The sequence below is a fragment of the Brevibacterium casei CIP 102111 genome, assembly GCF_900169275.1.
GTDB lineage: Bacteria > Actinomycetota > Actinomycetes > Actinomycetales > Brevibacteriaceae > Brevibacterium > Brevibacterium casei.
The window spans coordinates 352,932-371,949 of the sequence record NZ_FXZC01000001.1; the positions used below are offsets into that span (position 1 = coordinate 352,932).

General features: G+C 70.1%; 13 protein-coding genes. 11 read left to right on the forward strand and 2 right to left on the reverse strand.

Annotation, left to right across the window (positions count from 1 at the left end; all coding sequences use genetic code 11):
* Window positions 1-20: 20 nt before the first annotated feature.
* The 10 genes from BC102111_RS01585 to BC102111_RS01630 all read left to right on the forward strand — a co-directional run bounded on the left by BC102111_RS01585 (window position 21) and on the right by BC102111_RS01630 (window position 13,910).
* Window positions 21-2,771: a helix-turn-helix domain-containing protein gene (locus tag BC102111_RS01585; RefSeq protein ID WP_146001380.1), complete on the forward strand. Its 2,751-nt coding sequence runs from the start codon at window positions 21-23 to the stop codon at window positions 2,769-2,771.
* Between the two features lie 215 nt (window positions 2,772-2,986).
* Window positions 2,987-4,981: a nucleoside-diphosphate sugar epimerase/dehydratase gene (locus BC102111_RS01590; protein ID WP_101623429.1), complete on the forward strand. Its 1,995-nt coding sequence runs from the start codon at window positions 2,987-2,989 to the stop codon at window positions 4,979-4,981.
* Window positions 4,982-5,050: 69 nt separating this feature from the next.
* The gene (locus BC102111_RS01595; RefSeq protein ID WP_095375410.1) at window positions 5,051-6,199 is read left to right on the forward strand and encodes a GNAT family N-acetyltransferase; all 1,149 of its coding nucleotides are present in this window, start codon (window positions 5,051-5,053) and stop codon (window positions 6,197-6,199) included.
* A 1-nt stretch (window position 6,200) separates the two neighbouring features.
* A complete protein-coding gene (locus BC102111_RS18125) occupies window positions 6,201-7,238 on the forward strand; it encodes a sugar transferase (RefSeq protein WP_095375411.1) in 1,038 nt (345 codons plus the stop codon).
* Complete coding sequence (locus BC102111_RS01605) at window positions 7,235-8,419, forward strand: DegT/DnrJ/EryC1/StrS family aminotransferase (RefSeq protein ID WP_101623430.1); 1,185 nt, start codon at window positions 7,235-7,237, stop codon at window positions 8,417-8,419. The genes BC102111_RS18125 and BC102111_RS01605 overlap by 4 nt, the downstream gene beginning before the upstream one ends.
* A gap of 136 nt (window positions 8,420-8,555) precedes the next feature.
* Complete coding sequence (locus tag BC102111_RS01610) at window positions 8,556-10,145, forward strand: polysaccharide biosynthesis tyrosine autokinase (RefSeq protein ID WP_101623431.1); 1,590 nt, start codon at window positions 8,556-8,558, stop codon at window positions 10,143-10,145.
* Window positions 10,142-11,209 (forward strand): glycosyltransferase, encoded by a 1,068-nt coding sequence (locus BC102111_RS01615; RefSeq protein ID WP_101623432.1) that lies wholly within the window; start codon window positions 10,142-10,144, stop codon window positions 11,207-11,209. Before BC102111_RS01610 ends, BC102111_RS01615 begins: the two co-directional genes overlap by 4 nt.
* Complete coding sequence (locus BC102111_RS01620) at window positions 11,206-12,213, forward strand: glycosyltransferase family 2 protein (RefSeq protein WP_101623433.1); 1,008 nt, start codon at window positions 11,206-11,208, stop codon at window positions 12,211-12,213. Before BC102111_RS01615 ends, BC102111_RS01620 begins: the two co-directional genes overlap by 4 nt.
* On the forward strand, window positions 12,210-12,812 hold the full coding sequence (locus BC102111_RS01625; protein ID WP_180960557.1) for an arsenate reductase/protein-tyrosine-phosphatase family protein: 603 nt from the start codon (window positions 12,210-12,212) through the stop codon (window positions 12,810-12,812). The genes BC102111_RS01620 and BC102111_RS01625 overlap by 4 nt, the downstream gene beginning before the upstream one ends.
* 3 nt (window positions 12,813-12,815) lie before the next feature.
* Entirely contained in the window at window positions 12,816-13,910 is a 1,095-nt protein-coding gene (locus tag BC102111_RS01630; RefSeq protein ID WP_101623434.1) for an EpsG family protein, read from the forward strand.
* Window positions 13,911-13,928: 18 nt separating this feature from the next.
* On the opposite strand, the gene BC102111_RS01635 is transcribed toward BC102111_RS01630, so the two are convergent.
* Together BC102111_RS01635 and BC102111_RS01640 are read right to left on the reverse strand one after the other, a co-directional pair.
* A complete protein-coding gene (locus tag BC102111_RS01635; protein ID WP_101623435.1) occupies window positions 13,929-15,233 on the reverse strand; it encodes a lipopolysaccharide biosynthesis protein in 1,305 nt (434 codons plus the stop codon).
* Between the two features lie 26 nt (window positions 15,234-15,259).
* The gene (locus BC102111_RS01640) at window positions 15,260-16,462 is read right to left on the reverse strand and encodes a lipid II:glycine glycyltransferase FemX (protein ID WP_101623436.1); all 1,203 of its coding nucleotides are present in this window, start codon (window positions 16,460-16,462) and stop codon (window positions 15,260-15,262) included.
* A 288-nt stretch (window positions 16,463-16,750) separates the two neighbouring features.
* Here BC102111_RS01640 and BC102111_RS01645 point away from each other — a divergent pair, with 288 nt between their 5' ends.
* Complete coding sequence (locus tag BC102111_RS01645) at window positions 16,751-19,018, forward strand: helix-turn-helix domain-containing protein (protein ID WP_146001381.1); 2,268 nt, start codon at window positions 16,751-16,753, stop codon at window positions 19,016-19,018.

The following is a 19,018-nucleotide window of genomic DNA, read 5'->3' on the forward strand; positions in this document are numbered from 1 at the left end:
GGATCACGAAGATGGGGGGCATGCACATCCCCGCATATCCCCAGAATCCCCAGACCCCCCATCCCCTGACGACATCCCCACCGCAGCGGATCCGACCCGACGAGGCGGACCCGCGCACAGCACGATCGAGCCGTCCGCGCGAACTCGAGCGGCTGCGGACGCTTATGGAGCGCCATCGCGCCGCCGCGGTCGTCGGTCGCACGGGCCTCGGCAAGTCCTCCCTGCTCAGAGAGGTCGAGGCCGAATGGCCGGGACCGGTCCGCCGAGTCCGCTTCAGCCACTCGGAGCCGGGCACGGACTGCTCGGGCATCGACATCCTCCTCACCTCGCTCGGGGCGATCGACAGCCGCACCTCGGTCGCCGACCTGGCCCGCGACCGCAGCCAGACCGTCGCCGACGCCGCACAGTCAGCGCTGCGCGATGCCGGAATCCCCGACGGCGCGCTCATCGTCATCGCCGGAGCCGACCGGATGGACGGTCCGTCCCAGGCCGTCCTCGGCCAGATCCTCAGACACGCGCAGTCCGGATGCGTGAGCTTCGCCGTCTCCGCGAACACCCTTCCCGAGGACGGACCCCTCTCGCTCGTGCCCACCGTGGAACTGCGCGAACTCACCCGCGCTGAGCTCGTCGCCGAAGCCCGGATGCGCTGCGACGGTCGGCTCTCCGCCGAGGCGGCGCAGCTGGCGGCAGCCACCGCCTGCGGACGACCGCACGCGCTGAGGAGCATCGTCGCGGAGATGAACCGCAGGGAGCGGCTCGGAGACGGCCCTCTGACCATCCCCGTGCGCCTCGGCGAGACCGGGGAGTCGATCCTCCGCGAGATCCTCGGAGATCCCGACCCGCAGACCCTCACCCTGCTCAGACTGCTGTCCCTGGCGCCGACCGCGCTCTGGGGGCCTCTCAGCGCGAGGATCCCGGGTCTGTGGGAGATCGTCGACGACCTTGAGAGCCGAGACGTCATCGAGCGGCGCGGACCGCACCTGCGCATCACCCACCACCTCGTCCGAGCCTGGGCCCACCAGTCGATGGGGTCGAGTGAGCGCATCGCCGGCCACGAGCAGCTCGCCGCGGACTCCGCGGGCGTCGATTCCCGTCTCGAACACTGGCATGCCTCCTTCGCGCGGCCGACCGAGCAGACGGCGCGGGCGCTCATCGACGACGGCAGGACGCTCATCGCCGAGGGATCGATCGCCGCCGGAATCGAGTTCGTCGAGCGGGCGATGCGGGTGAGCACCGACGATGAGTCCTTGGCCCCCGCGCTCATCGACATCGCCCGGCAGCTCTACGAGCGCGGCGAGTTCGTCTTCGCGTCCCGCTATGTGCGCATCGCCGGACAGTCGGGGCACCCCGCGCTCGCGGTGCGCGCTCGCACCCTGGGCATCCGGATCGCCTTCGTCCAGCGCCAGACCCTGCCCTCCCACCTCATCAACACCTGGTCCAAGCGGGAGCGCGCGGAGGCACCGGCCGATGTGGCCCTCCTCCAACTCACCCTGAGCATGTGCCGCTGCGAGCGCGGAGAGTACGCGGAGGCCGAAGAGCTGCTCCGCGAGGCGCGCGGGGCCGAGGACCACCTCGACGAGGACGGACGCCGGCTGCTCGAGGCGGCGACGATCAGGCTCGAGAGCGCCCGCGGGCAGGACCGGTCGGCGCTGCAGAGCTTCACGGCGCTGCGCGACCATGACGGCGAGGACCTCGACCCCGAGTTCGTGCTCGCGGTGGCCTCCGGACTCATGCTCACCGAGCACTTCGACTCGGCACAGGCCGCGCTCTCCCTCCTCCGCCGCAGCAGCGGGGACGGCACGATCTGGCGCCTGCAGGCGAGCTGCCTGCATGCCGAGACCGCCGTGCGGGCGGGTCGCCTCCGCCTCGCCGACGAGCTCATCCGCGCCGTGGCCGCCGACAGCGTCACCCTGCCCGAGGTCCGGCCCGACCGGGTCCTCGTCCTCCGCGCCTGGACCCTGCTCATGCACGGAGCCGCATGCGACGCCGAACCCGTCGAAGCGCAGCTCGCCGCCCTGGCGACGACGTCGGAGAACCGTCGCCTGCTCGCTGAGCTCAACGCCCTGCAGGGCTCCTGCCTCCTGCGGATGGGCTGCCCGGCCGAGGCGGTTCGTCACCTGCGGCGGTGTGACGAGCTCTCGGCGAACGAGGTCAATCCCAACGTCCGCCGACACGAAGCGGACCTCATCGAAGCCCTCGTCGAGATCGGACGCAGAGAACACGCCGCACTCCTCGTCCAGCAGCTGCGCAAGCGGGTCGAACGCTGTCCCTCACGCTGGGCGGAACTCGCCCTGCGCCGCGGCGAGGCCCTCCTCGCGTCAGGGGACAGGGGCAATGAGCTCTTCAACCTCGCGCTGAGGTCGTGGGGGGCTCAGGACTCCCTCTACGAGAAGGCGCTCACCCATTCCGCCTTCGGCCGGCGTCTCCAGCAGCTCGGGTCCGAATCCCGTGCCCGGGAGCAGTTCCTCGCCGCCGAGGCGATCCTCACCGAGCTCGGTGTCGAACGCGGCGTGGCATCCTCAGGGCCGCCCGCTCCGCCGCCTGCGGCAGCGCCGGCGCTCCCGCAGCTCGCCGAGCTCAGCGAGGAGGAGCTCAAAGTCGTCGAGCTCGTCAGGGCAGGTCTGAAGAACAAGGACATCGCCCGTCGGGTCTTCGTCTCCCTGCGCACCGTCGAGCTCCGTCTCACCGCCGCCTACCGCAAGCTCGGAGTGGGGTCGCGGACCGAACTCGTCTCCCTGCTGGCCGGCAATCCGAGGCTCGCCGCCGTCTGAGGGGACGTCTGGCGGCAGTCCGCACAGCCCGCGCGGATGCCCGCAGATCGGCTCCCGCATCGGGTCCGCCGCCCGGACACCGCAATAGCGTGGTGGCGATCGCGAATCCCCCGACCGGCCCGATTCTCCCGGGGTCGACACCGACCATCCGCAGCGGAACCGCCGCCCGAGGGCACGAGCGCACCGCAAGTCCCCACAGTGCATTGGAGTTCGCAATGACAGCATCGGCACACCCCGAGTCCGCTCCGGCGGGCAGTCGGTCGTCACGCCTGGCGATGGCGATCTGGGAGAACAAGACGTGGCTGCAGATCGGCTTCGACACATCAGCGTGGCTCCTCGCCGGTGGTCTGGCCTGGCTCGTCCTCGGCTTCGAGTGGATCAGCGGACCGACGATCGGAGTGGTCCTCGCCGTGGCCCTGGCCCTGCAGCTGCTCCTCGGTCTCAGCCTCGGCCTCTATCGACGCCGCTACCACTACGGCAGCTTCTCCGAGTTCGGCGGACTCGTCCTCGTCTGCCTCGCGGTCGCGTGCGTGCTCATGGTGGTCACGGTCGCTGACGCCCCGTTCGTCCTCCTCCTCGTCTTCGCCGCCCTCATCCTCATGTCGGGCACCCGCTACGTCATCCGCTGGCTGCACCAGTTCGCGACGCGCCCCCGGCAGGGGGAGCGGGTGCTCGTCGTCGGCGCCGGCGACGCCGCAGAATCCCTCATCCGACAGATGCTCTCGGACCCGCGGGGCGCGTACCTGCCCGTCGGCCTCATCGACGACGATCCGCGCAAACGGCACCTGAGCATCCACGGGGTGCGGGTGCGGGGCACGAGCGACGACATCGCCGAGGTGGTCGACTGGCTCAACGTCTCCGGCGTCATCGTCGCGATCGCCGATTCCGATGCGGGTTTCCTCCATGCGTGCCGGAACAGCCTGCAGATGACCGGGCGCTGGCTGCGCACCATCCCGCCTTTGGCCGAACTCGTCGATCGTCGGGTGCAGATCGCCGACATCCGCGACCTCCGGGTCGAGGACCTCATCGGACGCAGCCCCATCCACACCGACCTCACCGAGATCGCAGAGACGATCGCCGGACGGCGGGTCCTCGTCACCGGTGCCGGCGGCTCGATCGGCAGCGAACTGTGCCGGCAGCTGTCCTCGCTGGGACCCGAGGCCCTCATCCTCCTCGACCGCGACGAGTCGGCGCTCCACGGCGTCGAGCTCACTCTCTTCGGATCGGCACTGCTCACCTCGCCCGACACCGTGCTCGCCGATATCCGCGACCGCGAGGCCCTCGATCGGATCTTCGCCGCGACGCGTCCGCAGATCGTCTTCCACGCTGCGGCCCTCAAGCACCTGCCGATGCTCCAGAGGTTCCCCCAGGAGGCGTGGAAGACGAACGTCCACGGGACGCTCAACGTCCTCGAGGCCGCGGCCGCCGTCGGGGTCGAGACCTTCGTCAACATCTCCACGGACAAGGCGGCGGCGCCGACGAGCGAACTCGGCCGCAGCAAGCGCGTGGCCGAGCAGCTGGTCAGCGGCTTCGCCGCCCGGTCGTCCGGAACCTACCTGTCCGTGCGGTTCGGCAACGTCCTCGGCTCCCGTGGGTCCGTCCTCCATGCGTTCCAGGAGCAGATCCGCCGAGGCGGTCCCGTGACCGTGACCGATCCCGAGGTGCGCCGGTTCTTCATGACCATTCCCGAGGCCTGCCAGCTCGTCCTCCAGGCCGCGGCGATCGGGGAGGACGGGACCATCATGGTCCTCGACATGGGCGAGCCCGTGCGCATCGACGACATCGCCCGCAGCCTCGTGGCGATGTCCGATCGCTCGGCCGACATCATCTACACCGGACTGCGCGAGGGCGAGAAGCTCGATGAGGAGCTCTTCGGCGACTACGAAGGCGCGGTGGTGCGGGTCCATGAGCGGATCAGCCGCGTCGAGGCCCCTGCGCTCGATCATCGGATCCTCCCGGGACAGTCGGCATCACGGCAGGTCATCGATCTCTTCTGCGCGCAGACCTGCACGAACGGGCTCGACCGCCCGACCGGGACGGAGCCGACCTCGCACGCCGAGCCGGTTGCGCTCGCGCGCACGGGCACGGCCCCGGCGGACACCGCTGCGGAGAGCACCCGGCCCGACGGTCCCGAGACCGCGGCCGAGGAGCCGCGGGAGCTGCTCGAATCCGTCCGCCGACGGTTCGTCGGAGAACCCAATGCCGTCTGAGCCGAAGCGGAGAACCATGCACGGAACAGGCACCGGAAGGTGCGCGATCGAGACGACGGAGGAGTCGGCATGAATGCTCAGTGGAAGGTCCTCTGCGCCGAGGCGGCTGCGGACCGGGAGGAGTGGATCGGACTCTGGTCCGCCTCGGCGGAGCGGCACCCCTTCGCCCACCCGGACGTCTGCTCCCTGCTGCGCGCCGGGGAGGGAGCGCTCACCGCCGCGGTCATGACGGTGGGGGAGGGCCACGTCCTCTACCCCTTCTTCCTCCGCGAGATCGATGCGAGGCTCACGGGCGGCGATCGGATGTTCGACATCATCTCCCCCTACGGATACGGGGGCCCGCTGCACTGGGGCATCGCCGACGTCGACGCGGCCTCCGCGCAGTTCTGGCGCATGTTCGATCTCTGGGCGGAGGAGAATTCCGTCGTCAGCGAGTTCTCACGCCTCACCCTCTTCACCGAGACGATGCTGCCCTACCAGGGTACGACCCGCCGGCGCCAGACGAACTACGTCCGCGACCTCAGCGTCCCCGCCGACGACCTCGGTCAGAAGGTCGCCCCGAAGGTCCGCAGCAACGTCCGCCGGGCCCTGCGCGAGGGCGTCACCCCGGTCATCGACACCGAGGGCGAGTTCGTCGACGACTTCGTGCGGATCTACACCGAGACCATGGAGAGGCGCGACAGCGCCGACTGGTACCGCTTCGAACGCCCGTTCTTCGAGGGGATCCACGCAGCGCTGCCGGGCCAGTTCGCCTACGTCTATGCCCAGTATGAGGGGCGCCTCGTCTCCGCCGACCTCCTCCTCTTCGGCAGCGAGGACGGCTACTACTTCCTCGGCGGCACCGAGGCGGCGGCCTTCGGGGTGCGGCCCAACGACCTCGTCAAGGTGGAGTCGATGAAGTGGCTGCGGTCGCAGGGCCGACGTCGCTACGTCCTCGGCGGCGGCGTCACCGCCGAGGACAGCCTCGAGCGGTACAAGCGCGGCTTCGCCCTCGATGGCGCCTTCGACTACTTCACCGGCGAACGCATCCTCTCACCCGGCCGCTACGAGGAGCTGCTCTCGGCCCACCGCCGCCGGCTCGCGGACAACGGGCTCGACTTCGACGAGACGAGCGACTTCTTCCCCGCCTACCGGCGCGGTGCCGAGGCGCTGAGCGTGCCGAGCACATCGACGGAGTCGCAGCCTGTGGTCAGGCAGGCCGCAGAGGCGAGGTCCTGAGATGGCCTATCCCCGCCTCAAACGCGCGATCGACGTCGCCGGCGCGGGCTTCGGGCTCCTCGCGCTCGCCCCGGTCATCGCCGTCGTCGCCGGTCTCGTCCTCGTCGCCCACGGCGCGCCGGTGATCTTCACCCAGGAGAGGGTGACCCAGGGCAACCGGATCTTCCGCCTGAAGAAGTTCCGCAGCATGCGACCGTTCGATCCGGAACGCGGATGGACGAGCGATTCGGCCCGACTCACCGCTCTCGGTCGCTTCATCCGGGCGACGAGCCTCGACGAGCTGCCGAGTCTGTGGAACATCCTCGTCGGGGACATGAGCCTCATCGGCCCTCGCCCCCTCACCACCGAGTACCTCCCGCTCTACACACCCGAGCAGCTGCGACGGCACGCCGTCCGCGGCGGCCTGAGCGGGCTCGCCCAGGTCAGCGGCCGCAACGCACTGTCCTGGGATGAGAGGTTCGACCTCGACGTCGAGTACGTCGAGACGATGAGCCTGCGCACCGACCTGCGGATCCTGCTGCGCACCGTGCTCACGGTCTTCCGCCGCGAAGGAGTCAGCCATCCCGGCAGTGCGACGATGATCAGCTTTGGGGGCAGCATGCGCTCCGATCTCGTCGAGTTCGAGCAGATCGCGCGCACGCGGGAGCTCACCCAGTGGATGGCGCGGACCCGGAACGGCGAGCGCGTGGGGCTGTGCGAGATGGTCGGAACCGGTGAGTCGGCGCGGATCATCCGCTTCCTCCCGCATCCGACCAACCCGGCGTTCGACGCCGACGAGCACGAGTCGCTGTGCCGTGAGGTCATGCGGCTGCTGCTCAACAGGGTGCGTGCCGCCGATGCCGACTACGCCTTCTGCCCTGCCTCGACGGCAGCGGGCGCGCCCCATCTCTACCTCGCCTCCGGGTTCCGACCCGTCACCGGTTCCCTCGGCACCGTGCCGCTGCCGACGGCCGGGACCGTCCGCCCGGGTGAGGAGTACCTCTGCTGTTCCCTGCGGTCCGAGGACCGCCCGACCACCGAACTGAGGATGGCGTCATGACGATCTCGGATGCCGAATCGACCACTGAGACCCGGGCACCGGAGATCGGGCGGGTCCCGCTGTCGACCCCCGACGTGGGTGCACTCGAGGAGGAGTACCTGCTCAGCGCATTCCGCAGCGGCTGGATCGCCCCCACGGGACCTGATCTCACCGCCTTCGAGACAGAGCTCGCCGCCGCGGTCGGAGTCCGGCATGCGGTGGGGCTCGCTTCGGGAACGGCAGCCCTGCACCTCGGTCTCCTCGGACTCGGGGTCCGCCCGGGCGACCGTGTGGTGACTTCGACGATGACGTTCGCGGCGACGGCGAATGCGATCACCTACTGCGGGGCGGAACCGGAATTCATCGACTGCCGGGCCGACGGGAACATGGATCCGTCCCTGCTCCACGACGCCCTCCGGACCGCCGCCGAGCAGGGACGTCTGCCGGCAGCCGTCGTTCCCTTCGACCTGCTCGGACGACCCGCCGACTACGACCGGATACTGCCGATCGCCGCGGAGTTCGGTGTCCCCGTCCTCGTCGACGCCGCCGAATCCCTGGGGTCCCTCCACTCAGGTCGCGCAACGGCGAGCATGGGACAGGCGGCCGCAGTGTCGTTCAACGGCAACAAGATCATGACGACCTCGGGCGGGGGAGCGCTGCTCACCGACGACGGCGACCTCGCCGCCTATGCGTCCTATCTCTCCGCCCAGGCGAGGCAGCCGGTGGCCCACTACGAACATACGGAGATCGGGTTCAACTACCGCCTGAGCAACCTCCTCGCCGCGATCGGCAGAGCCCAGCTCACCCGCCTCGAAGCGATGATCGCCCGCCGGCACGCGAACCGGGCCGCGTACGTCGAACTCTTCGCCGGCTGCGAGGGAGTCGAGCTCTTCGGCGCGGACAATCCGCACCCGGACAACGCGTGGCTGACCGCCGTCCTCATCGACGAAGAGATGACCGGCTTCAGCGCCGACGAGTTGGGGAAGCATCTGGCCGACCAGGACATCGAGACCCGTCCGCTGTGGAAGCCGATGCACCTGCAGCCCGTGTTCGACGGCTGCCCCATGCACGGCGGGGAGACGGCGGAGACCCTCTACGCGACCGGTCTCACCCTGCCCAGCGGCTCAGCACTGAGTCCGAACCAGCTCGACCGGGTCCTCTCCGTCATCGACGAGGTCCTCTGCGGAGGGCCGCACCCGTGATGCGGCAGCCCGTACCCTCACGGCCGGACGGGGGCGCCGCCCGACCTCATCTGCCTAGCCTGGGATCAGGGCGGTCATCGCGCCCCACCCGCGCTGCGATCCCCATCCGCAGACGCCGACCCGAGTGGAACGAGACATGAGACTCAAGGAATTCCTCCGCATCATGAGGCGCAACATCGCCCTCATCATCATCGCGACCCTCCTCGGCGGAGCGGCCGGGCTCGCCTACGCCCTGCTCAGACCGACGACCTACACCTCGCAGACGGAGATGTTCGCCTCCGTCTCGACCTCCGGCGACCCGTACCAGATGCAGATGGCGTCGAACTTCATCCTCGAGCGGATCCAGACCTACGTCGACATGGCGGGCTCGCGTCCCGTGCTCGAACCGGTCATCGACCGCCTCGGCCTCGACGTCACCCCGGAGGAGCTCGGCTCCCAGGTGTCGGCGTACAGCGATCCGCGCACGGTGCTCATCACCGTCGAGGCGACCGCGGCCACCCCGCAGGCGGCCGCTGACCTCTCCGACGCCGTGGCGCAGAGCCTCGTCACCGTCATCGACGATGTCGAGAACCAGGGCGATGACGCGACAGGGCAGATCCAGCTGCGGGTCTCCAATCCCGCGGTGCCCGCAGGACAGCCCGACGGCCTGCCGCTGTGGATGTGCATCGGACTCGGGCTGCCCGTCGGCCTCGCCATCGGGCTCGGTCTCGCACTGCTGCGGTCGAACCTCGACGGACGGCTGCGGACGAAGGAGGACCTCGACCCGATCACCTCGGCGCCGGTGCTCGCAGCGGTCCCGACCGATCCCCGGATCGACGACCATCCTCTGCTCACCGATCTCGGTCTCGACAGCACCCGCGGCGAGGCGTTCCGTCGACTGCGGACCAACCTCGGGTTCGCCCAGGTCGACGACACGAACTCCGCGGTGCTCGTCACCTCGGCGAAGGCGCAGGAGGGCAAGTCGTCGACGAGCGTCAATCTCGCCATCGCACTCGCCCAGGCCGGAAGCAGGGTCGCCCTCGTCGACGTCGATCTCCGACAGCCCACGGTGGCCGACAAACTCGGCCTCGAGAACTCGGCGGGACTGACCACCGCGCTGCTCGGATCGGCCGACGTCTCCGAGCTCCTCCAGCCGTGGGGGCAGGACGAGCTCTACGTCCTCACCGCCGGCATGATGCCGCCCAACCCCGCCGAGCTCCTCGACTCCCGCGCCATGGGCACCCTCATCACCCGGCTCAACGGAGAGTTCGACTTCGTCGTCCTCGACGGTCCCCCGCTCCTGCCGGTCGCCGATTCCCTCTCACTGTCCAAGCACGTCGGGCGGGTGCTCCTCGTCGCCAGCGTCGGCGAGGTGAGGCTGAGCGATCTGCAGGAGGCCCTGCGCAGCCTCGAAGTGCTCGACGTCCCCGTCAACATCGTGCTCAACCGGGTGCCGCGATCGGGCACCGAGGTGAGCGGCTACTACCAGCGCTACTCGAGCCGGTCACAGGAGATTCCGCCCCGGCACCGTCGCGGCAGCGACCCTCGGGTGCCCGAGGCCTCCGAGGAGCCGGGCGGCACCGACTCCGCCGACGCTGCGGAGGGACCTGCCGATCGACGCGGCTCGGACCCCACCGTCCCGACCGTCTGGCCGCTTCCCGAGGACGCGACCGAACCCGGACGGTTCGGCCGCTCCGATGCCCTGACGAGGCGCGAGAGTCTGGCGCAGGGAAGAAGGCTGCCGTGAGGATCGGCCTGCTCGCGAGCGTCGGGCACATGGTCGACTCGTTCTTCACCGAGATCATCGACACCTGGATCGCCGCAGGACACTCCGTGTCCGTCGCCGCGGGCACACCGACGGCGGACGGGACCGGCGTCGTCATCGCCGGTCTCGGGCGACGACCGGGCCCCGGCGCCGTGGCGGCGTGGGCGGGACTGCGCAGGTGGGCTCGGAGTCAGCGCCTCGACGTCGTCGTGACCAACTCCGCCACGGCCTCGGCGCTGGTGCGCACCGCGCGACTCCCGGTCCCCGTCGTCTACTTCTGCCACGGTCTGCACTGGAACAGCGGCACCGCACTGAGCGACCGAGTGTGGCAACAGGTGGAGCAGACCCTGCTGCGCCGCACCGACGGGGTCATCGCCATCAACTCCGACGACCATGCCTGGTTCGGACAGCGGTTCGACCCGCAGCGGCTGCTGCGGCTGCCTTCGGGCGTCGGCCTCGACCTCGAGAGGTACCGGGCCGGCGATCCGCAGCAGCGCTTGGGCGACGACGATCGCCTCGAACTCGTGTGGATCGGTGAGTTCAGCGAGCGGAAGCGACCGAACCGCGCCCTCGACGTCGTCCTCGCGCTGGAGTCGCTGGGCGTCGATGTCCGCCTGCGCATGGTCGGAGACGGCCCGCTGCGGTCGGCCGTCGCCGAGCGGATCCGCCGGCTCGGACTCAGCGGACAGGTCACGGCGGACGGGCCCGACTCCGTCGTCGATGCGCTCACTCGCAGCCACGGCCTGCTCCACACCTCGGCGTGGGAAGGTCTGCCGCGGGTCATGCTCGAGGCCGTCGCCGTGGGCCGACGCCCCTACGCCTTCGATGTCAAAGGCGTCCGGGACGTCCCCGAAGCCGTGCTCGCGACCGACGGCGACGTCGCCGGGCTCGCCGCGGCGATCCGCTCCGACTGGGTCTCGGGGCGGATGACGACACCGCTCGTCTTCGACCGGACACGCCTCGACTACCGGCTCACCGGCGACGCGGTGCGCTCCTTCCTCGAAGGGCTCACCGACCGACGCACCGCGAGTCAGGGTGTGCGATGACGACGGTCTCGGTCATCGTCCCCGTCTACAACGGCGCGTCGAATCTGCGCTCGACGGTGGCGTCGGTGCTCGACCAGCGCTACTGCGGCGTCGAACTCATCATCGTCGATGACGGCTCCACCGATTCCTCGGGAGCGCTCGCCGACGCGCTCGCCGAGGCGGACCCGCGGATCCGCGTCGTGCACCAGGGGAACCGGGGAGTCTCCGCGGCACGCAACCGCGGGCTCGACGAAGCCGGAGGCGAGTGGATCGTCTTCCTCGACGCCGACGATCAGCTCGTCGACCCTCTGCTCTTCGACGCCGTCGTCCGCGCCGGCGCCGACGACGCCGACATCGTGTGCTTCGGCTCGAGCGACGATCCGGCACTCGGTGCGGCGCCGGGGTCCCGCGCCCCCGAATCCCGCCTTCGGGCGAGTCTGTCCGAGAGCAGCGACGTGCGCCTCGATCAGCGCACGGTGGCGAGGATGATCGCCGATGAGAGTGCGAACGCGGTCTGGGACAAGGCCTACCGACGCACGGTCGTCGATGCGGGAGCCGTCCGCTTCGTCGAGGGCATCAGGATGGGCGAGGACCTCCTCTTCAACCTCGCCTGCATCGACCGCGCCGAGGTGGTGCGCACGGTGCCGATCCTCGGCCACTGGTACCGCCGTGAGAGCGCAGGTTCGGCCACAACCCGGTATCTGCCCGACAAGTTCGCCGATCTCACCGAGGTCGGTCGCCGACTCGAGGAATGGGCGCGGAGCACAGGTTCGGCCGAGATCATCGCTGCCGTCGAATTCATCAGGGCCAAGAACGTCTTCTCGTGCATGCGCGACCTCCACCGAGCCGACTGCGAGATCCCCCGCGCGCAGAGACTGGCAGTCGCCAAGGAGTATCGGGTGCAGGTGCCCTCGGTGAGGGTTCGCGGACTGGGAGCCGGCAGGCGCCTGCTCAGCTCCGCCTACAACCTCCTCGGCTACCGGACGATGTACCGCGTCACCGGTCTCGTGGGCGGCCTGCGATGACCGGCCGGTGGGAGATCGACGTCGCGCCGTTCCGCATCCTCGTCGTGTGCACGGGCAACATCTGCCGATCGCCGTTGGCGGAGAACTTCCTCCAGCGGGGTCTCGACGAGATCGCTCCGCTGCAGTTCGCGGTCTCGAGCGCGGGGACGAACGCGATGGCCGATGACACGGTGACCCCTGAGATCGCCGGGATCGCCGACCGCCATGGTTTCACCCTCGAGGGGTTCCTGGCCGACCGGCTCGCACCGCGGCACCTCCGCGACGCCGACCTCGTCCTCACGATGGAGCGGGCCCAGAGGGCGAGGGTCGTGCAGATGATGCCCGGTGCGCTCAGGCGCACATTCACGCTGCGGGAGTTCGCCCGCATCCTTCCCCTTGTGCCGCCCGAGGACGGATCCTCACCGACCGAGCGCTGGCATTCCGTCGCCGCACTCGCCCAGCGGTACCGTCGGCGGGCTCCCGGAGACGGGGGCGATGACGACGTCGTCGATCCCATCGGCCGCTCCGAGGCCGTCCACCAGACCATGCTCGATGAGATGCTGCCCGCGATCACCACCCTCATCGAGTGGGAACGCCGACTCGGCCGGATCGGAACGTGAGCGATGTTCCTCCTCTCGTGGTTCGCACTCGTCACTCTGTGGGTCGTCGGATTCTGCGTCGTCGGCGAGGCGTCGAAGTTCCGGCACTGGAGCAATGCCGTGTTCCCGATCGCCTCACTGGCCACGATCATCGTCCTCGCTGCGGCCCCAGCGAACTACGACGTCGTCGACAAGACCCGCTACGCCATCGAGTTCGAGGGGCTGAGCTTCGCCGGACCCCGAGAGGTCTTCTCCAGCACGATGACCGACGGAAGGGAACCGGCCTACCTTCTGTTCAATTGGATCATCGGCCGCTTCACCCACGATGCCGACGTCTACTTCCTCGTCACCGCGGCGTTCTGTGCGACGATGCTCGCCGCAGTCCTCTGGATCGTGCTCGGCTCAGGCTGGCAGACGGCGGTGGTCCTCTGGGTGACGTTCTGCTTCGGCTTCTTCATGGACTATTCGAGCTTCCTCCTCCGCCAGGGCCTGTCCATCTCGTTCCTCTTCCTCGCCCTGGCACTCGTCCTGCGCAGCGCGAGGGTCGTCTGGGTCGTCCTTGCTCTGGGTGCCGGGGTGCTCTTCCACTGGTCGGCGATCCCTGCGGCGATCATCATCCTCGTCGTCAGACTGGTGCGCCTGCGCACCGACATCCTCCTCGGAGTCTGGGCGCTCCTGTCGCTGAGCTATCTCACCGGATTCAACGCGCGCCTGGCCGGACCTCTCGGCTCCAGCATCGAACAGGTCGAGGTCTACGCCAACCCCGACCTCGCCTCGACCTACGCCGGTGGCACCAATCGGCTGAACTTCTGGCTCTTCAGCGTCGGCCCGCTGTTCGTCGCGTACGCGGCGCACAAGCGATTCTCCTCCCTGCCCGACTGGTATCCGAAGCTCCTCAACGCGTTCATCCTCCTCAACGGGTACTTCCTCGTCATGGGGTTCGTCTTCTTCAGTGATCGCCTTGCGGCCTACTCGTGGATGCTCGTCCCCGTTCTCGTGGCGCTTCCGTTCCTGCGGTACGAGCGTCGCGCCGGAGCGGTGCTGCGGGTGGGCCTGCTCGTCGGATTCGTCCTGTGGGCGCTGTACTTCGGTTCGTTCGACGTGCTGGTCCCGCGCTGACCCTGCTCGGTGGCGGGCTCAGTGACTGTCGGCAACAGAAGAGCGCCGGACCTCCACGGACACAGTCTTCGCCGAGCCCGCAGGAAGCGCCGCCAGGATCAGCTCACCCGCATAGCGGCTCAGGGTTCCGCAGAGGAGGGCGAAGCACCCGGCGTCGACGGCTGCGGCCCCGAGTGCACCTGCGGCCCACCCGCTGCCGAGGGCGACCGCCACGGACGCCGCGCCCACCGCTGTCGTCGCCCAATAGCGGTTGAGCACAAGCAGCGTCGCAGACAGCAGATAGGTGGGCACAGTGATGACTGCCGCGAGTGAGAGCATGCCGACGGCAGGCACCGACAGTGCGAAGTCCTCGCCGTAGACGAAGGTCAGCAGCGGGTTGCCAACGAACAGGGCAAGGACGATGAGCGGTGAGAGGACCGCCATGATGGTCAGCCCCCGGATCAGCGCAGTCCGCAGCAGGGACGGGGTGCGGCATTCGTCGACATGCCGCCGATAGGCAGGCAGCATCACCGTCTCGAGCGACGCGCCCACGAGGTTGGCGAAGACCACGAGGTACGCGGCGGAGGCGTACCGTCCGACGTCTGCAGCGGTGCCGAAGAGTGCGACGACGGCCAAGGGCGTGTAGGACGTGAGCGCATAGATCCCCTGCATCAGTGACAGCGGCAGTCCCGCGTAGAGGAGGGCGCGGGTGTCGGCGAGGAGCCTCGTTCCCGCGGTCTGCCCGGGGTCGGCGGGGTCAGCGTGCTCATGCGCGGCTGTCGACCGTGGTGCCGGTGAGGACAGTCCGAGGCGCACCGTCGCGGCAGTGACGACTGCGGCTGTCGCCGCCACGCCCCACAGGGAGGCGACCACAGATCCGGACGTGCTCATGACGACGGTGACGACAGCGGCAGAGGCGAGCGCCCCGCCGATGAGGAGAAGCCCGAAGGTCACGAGCCGCTCCGCCCTCTGCAGGCGGGCGAAGAAGAGGTCCGCGACTGTGTCGCAGACTTTGATCGCGAGCACTGCCGCCGCCATCGCCCAGCCTCCCCCGACGCCGAGGACGAGGAGCACGATGACGCCGACGATCGTGGCGATGAACGCGGTGCACATCCGCACCCCGAGGTAGGTGCGCCACCTGACGTGTCGTCGCAGGGTGAGGAAGAGGTTGCGCAGGCCCAGTTGGGAGAGGATGAAGACCGGGGTCAGGGCGGCGATGAGCGTCGAGTACTGTCCGACCGCCACAGCGCCGTCCTGCCGGGCGAAGAGCCAGACGAGGTACCACTGGGCCGCTGCGCTCGCGACGTTGCCGACGGTGACGAGCAGGAGTGAGGCTTTCGGCATGGCAGAGGTTCCCTCGTCGGTCGCGCTCACGGCAGAGCCGCGGGCGCTGATTCCCCGGGCCGGGGGATTGCGGGAGACCGCAGTGCACGTGCGAGCGGGCGCGCCTGCAGGCGGGCCCGCAGAGGCAGCAGGCGGACGAAGGCACCATAGACGAGCGGCTGCAGAGGGCGGTCCCAGACGCCGAGGCTTTCGTGGGCGTCCGCGCCCATGCCGGCTTTGAAGCGGATGAGGCCGGAGGCGTGATCGGCCTCGTCGAGGGTGTCCTCGACCCCGCCGAGGTCGAGCAGCTCGGCCCCGTCGGCAAGGGCACGACGGATGATCGTCCAGTAGGCGGCGTTCGATGCGCGGGTCTCCGGCTTCGCCGCGCTCGTCGCGGCGAGGACGCCCTGGACCCTCCGGCCGATGCGGGCCGTGGCGTTCGCGGCGATCGCAGTCCCCTCGTGGCGGGCGATGTCGAGGGCGAAGCTGCCGGGGAAGTCCCGGCTCATCGACTCCCAGATGGCATCGATGTGGCTGCGCGGCTGCGGTGAGAACCCGTTCCGCTCGGCCGTTTCGACGAAGAGGCGGTGGACGTCGGCGAGGTCGTCGCGTCCCCCCGGCGTCACCTCCACCCCCTCCCGCGCCGAGCGGCGGATGTTCTTCCGCCAGGCCTTCGTCATCTTCGCCTGCACGGCCTCCTCGGTGAGACCCTCGAGGCGGAGGTGGAAGTTCAGGTGCGGCTGGCTGGCGTCCGCCTCGGCGTCGCCGATGAGCTCCCTCCACCCGCCGTCCCGCAGCGCAGACGCGAGATCGAGTGCGGTCTGGGAGACGTCGTCGGGAGGCAGCTGGGAGAACCGGGTGGTGCCCGGGTCGGCGAGGCCGGCCCTGACGGTCTCGGCGTCCCACCGCCGCAGGGTGAGGGCGGGGGAGATGCGCAGGCCGAAGACGCGCCGCGCACGCAGATGCGCTTCGAGCGCCGAGAGCCGGTCGACGGCATCGGGCGCGGACCAGTCGAGGAGCGGCCCCTGCGGGATGTAGGCGAAGCGCAGGTCGATCCCGGGCAGCCGGCGGTACCGGATCACCGCGGCGGCGACCGGTTCCCTCCCGGTGTCGAACCAGCCGACGATGTCGTGCTCCCAGTCGCCGCTGCGGACTCGACTCCATTCGGAGGTCTGCTGGTAGCTGGCGCCGTCTGAGCGATCGAGGAATCGGCGGAACTCGTCCGGGCGGATCGTGCGAACGGTGTGCATGGTCCTCAGCGTACGGTCGGGGGCGAGCCCGCTCTACGCCTCCGACCCTCCCTTTCGCCGACCCGCACAACCCTGACGGCTTCCCGCAGGCTGCCGCGGATCGGCGCTGCGCGCACGCGTGCCTGCCCCAGAATGATTCCACTGCTTCCGGACCGGCGAAGGATCGGTCCGAAGCCGAGACGGGGGGACGCAGGCCCTCGTCCGCGCTGTGGATCGGAGAGAGGGACCGTGATGTACGTCGATGTGCGCGACGCAGGTTCGCCCCGCCGAGGTGGAGGTCTGGAGAAGATGGACGCGATTGCCGACTCCGGTCAGGACGAAGGGTCCGACCGGACGACTGCGGACTTCGCCGCCGCCCTCGGGCTCGACGACGAGGCCTTCGCCGCCGCGCTCCTCTCCGCCAGCGGCGGCGACCTCGTCCTCGGGCGCACCGCGGCCCTGGCGGCGGCGAACGCGGACTTCGCGGTCGACCTCAGCTCGCGCAGCTTCGCCGACTACGTCGCCGCCCTGGCTCCCGCGCCGGCGCTCGATCTGAGCACGGCCGATGTCTGGGTCGCCACGGTGCTCGCGCACCTGGGCTCCTTCACGGAGCAGACCGCGCTGCTCGCGCTCTCCTCCGCTCCCGCGAGCGTCGAGCCCGAGCTCTGGGACGCCGAGGGGGTGCTCATGCGCCTGCGCATGGCCGGCGTCATCGCCGCCGACGGGGAGTCCGACGGCAGGCGGTACCTCCGCGTGCCGCCGCTGCTCGCCGCATCCTTCCGCCGCGCGCTCGATCCCGCCGAGGAGGCCGGCCTCATCAGCCGGCTCGTGACCGTGCTCAACGACCACCTCGAGGGCACCGAGGCGATCGAACCGGCGATCCTCTCCGACGTCCTCACCCTCGCCCGCCGGGCGGGGCTCTGGCACGAACTCGTCCGCCTCTCGGAATCGATCGGGCTGCCGATGTTCCTCCTCACCCCCGCCTCCGCGTCCACGGCCTTCGCCGGGATGCCCGCCGAGGCGCTCCGTGCGGAACCCGAGCTCGGCCTCCTCTCGCGGCTGACCGAGGACGTCCTCAGCCGCCTCGGCGGGGGAGTCGGCGACCGCCCCGGCGGGGCCATCGGGGAGGAGGAGCTGCGCGACGCCGTCACCGCCGAGACCAGGCAGGGGCGGATGCGTGAGCTCTTCGTCGCCGCTGGGTCGGCTCCGCAGGTGCCCGGAGCAGATGATGGGGGCTCGCCGGGGGAGGGGCCGCCGGACTCCGCCCGGGGCGGCGCTGCGGCGGCGACGCCGTTCGAGACGATCCGGGCGATCACCGAGCTCGCGGCGGCCGGGCGGCATGCCGAGGCCGTCGATCTCGGACTCTCCGCCCGGGTGCGCCCGGGCGCGAAGCGCGCACAGCTGACCATCCGCCTGCTCACGGCGATCAGCGCCGTCCACGACAGTCGGCTGTCGAAGGCGCTGGCGATCCTCCACGAGGTCGAGGACCAGGCCGGCGCCCGGCACGTCGACGGGGACTTCCTTCTGCCGGCGGCTCTCGCGTGGTCGGCGCTCGCCGCGGCCACGGGCGCCGACCACGAACGCGCGGACCGGCTCCTCACCCGGCTCGCCGGACAGGCTCCGACGCTCGTCGACGACATGGTCCATCCGGCGTGGAGCGCGGCCGCTGCGGTGCGTGCCCTCGACCGCCTCGACCTCGAGCGCGCCCGGAGGAACATCGACGATCTCGCAGCGAGCCCGCAGGACTGGGGGCTGCACGCCGTCGTTCCCGTGCTCGGGCGGATGCTTGCCGTGCTCGCGGCGACGACGGAGTCGGCGCTGCTCTTCGCCAACGACGACGTCGAGTCCCACGGAGACTTCCCGATCCCCTCGGCGACGGAGAGGGACCTGCTCTGTGCCAGCCGCAGCCTCATCTTCATCGCCCTCGGCCAGCTGCGATGGGCGGAGCTCGAACTCGACCAGATGTCGTCGGACTCCGCGATCAGGGTGGTCCAGAGCGTGCGCGTCGAACTCGTCGCCGGTCGCGTCGAGAACGCGATCGCGCTCGCCGACACTTGGTTCTACCACCGGATGCTCACCCCCTCCGGTCGTGCCGAGCTCGCCGCGATCAAGGCGGCAGCGCTGAGCAGGCTGGGGCGTGACGCCGAGGCGGTGGCTGAGCTGCGCACGGCCATCGGACTCTCCGCGTGGGTGAGTTCTCTGCTGCCCCTGGCGCTGCTGCCGTGGCAGGACCGGATGAGGCTGCTCGACCTCAGCGCCGAGGACCCGGCGTGGGACGGGGCGCTCGAGACCTTCTCCGGCGACTTCGCGACCCGTCACGCCCTCTTCGCACGGCTGCGGGAGGTCGGGACGATCACCGTGAGCGAGACGTCGATGCCGCAGCTGAGCGACCCCGAGACGCGGCTGCTCACCCTGCTCGCGTCCGGGCTGACGATCGCCGAGATCTCGACCGAGCTCCATCAGGTGCCGGGAACGGTGAAGAACCGCCTCTCCGCCCTCTACCGGAAGTTCGGGGTCTCGAGTCGCGCCGAGGTCGTCGCCCGGGCGAGCTCACTCGGGTTCGTCACCCCGAGCTGA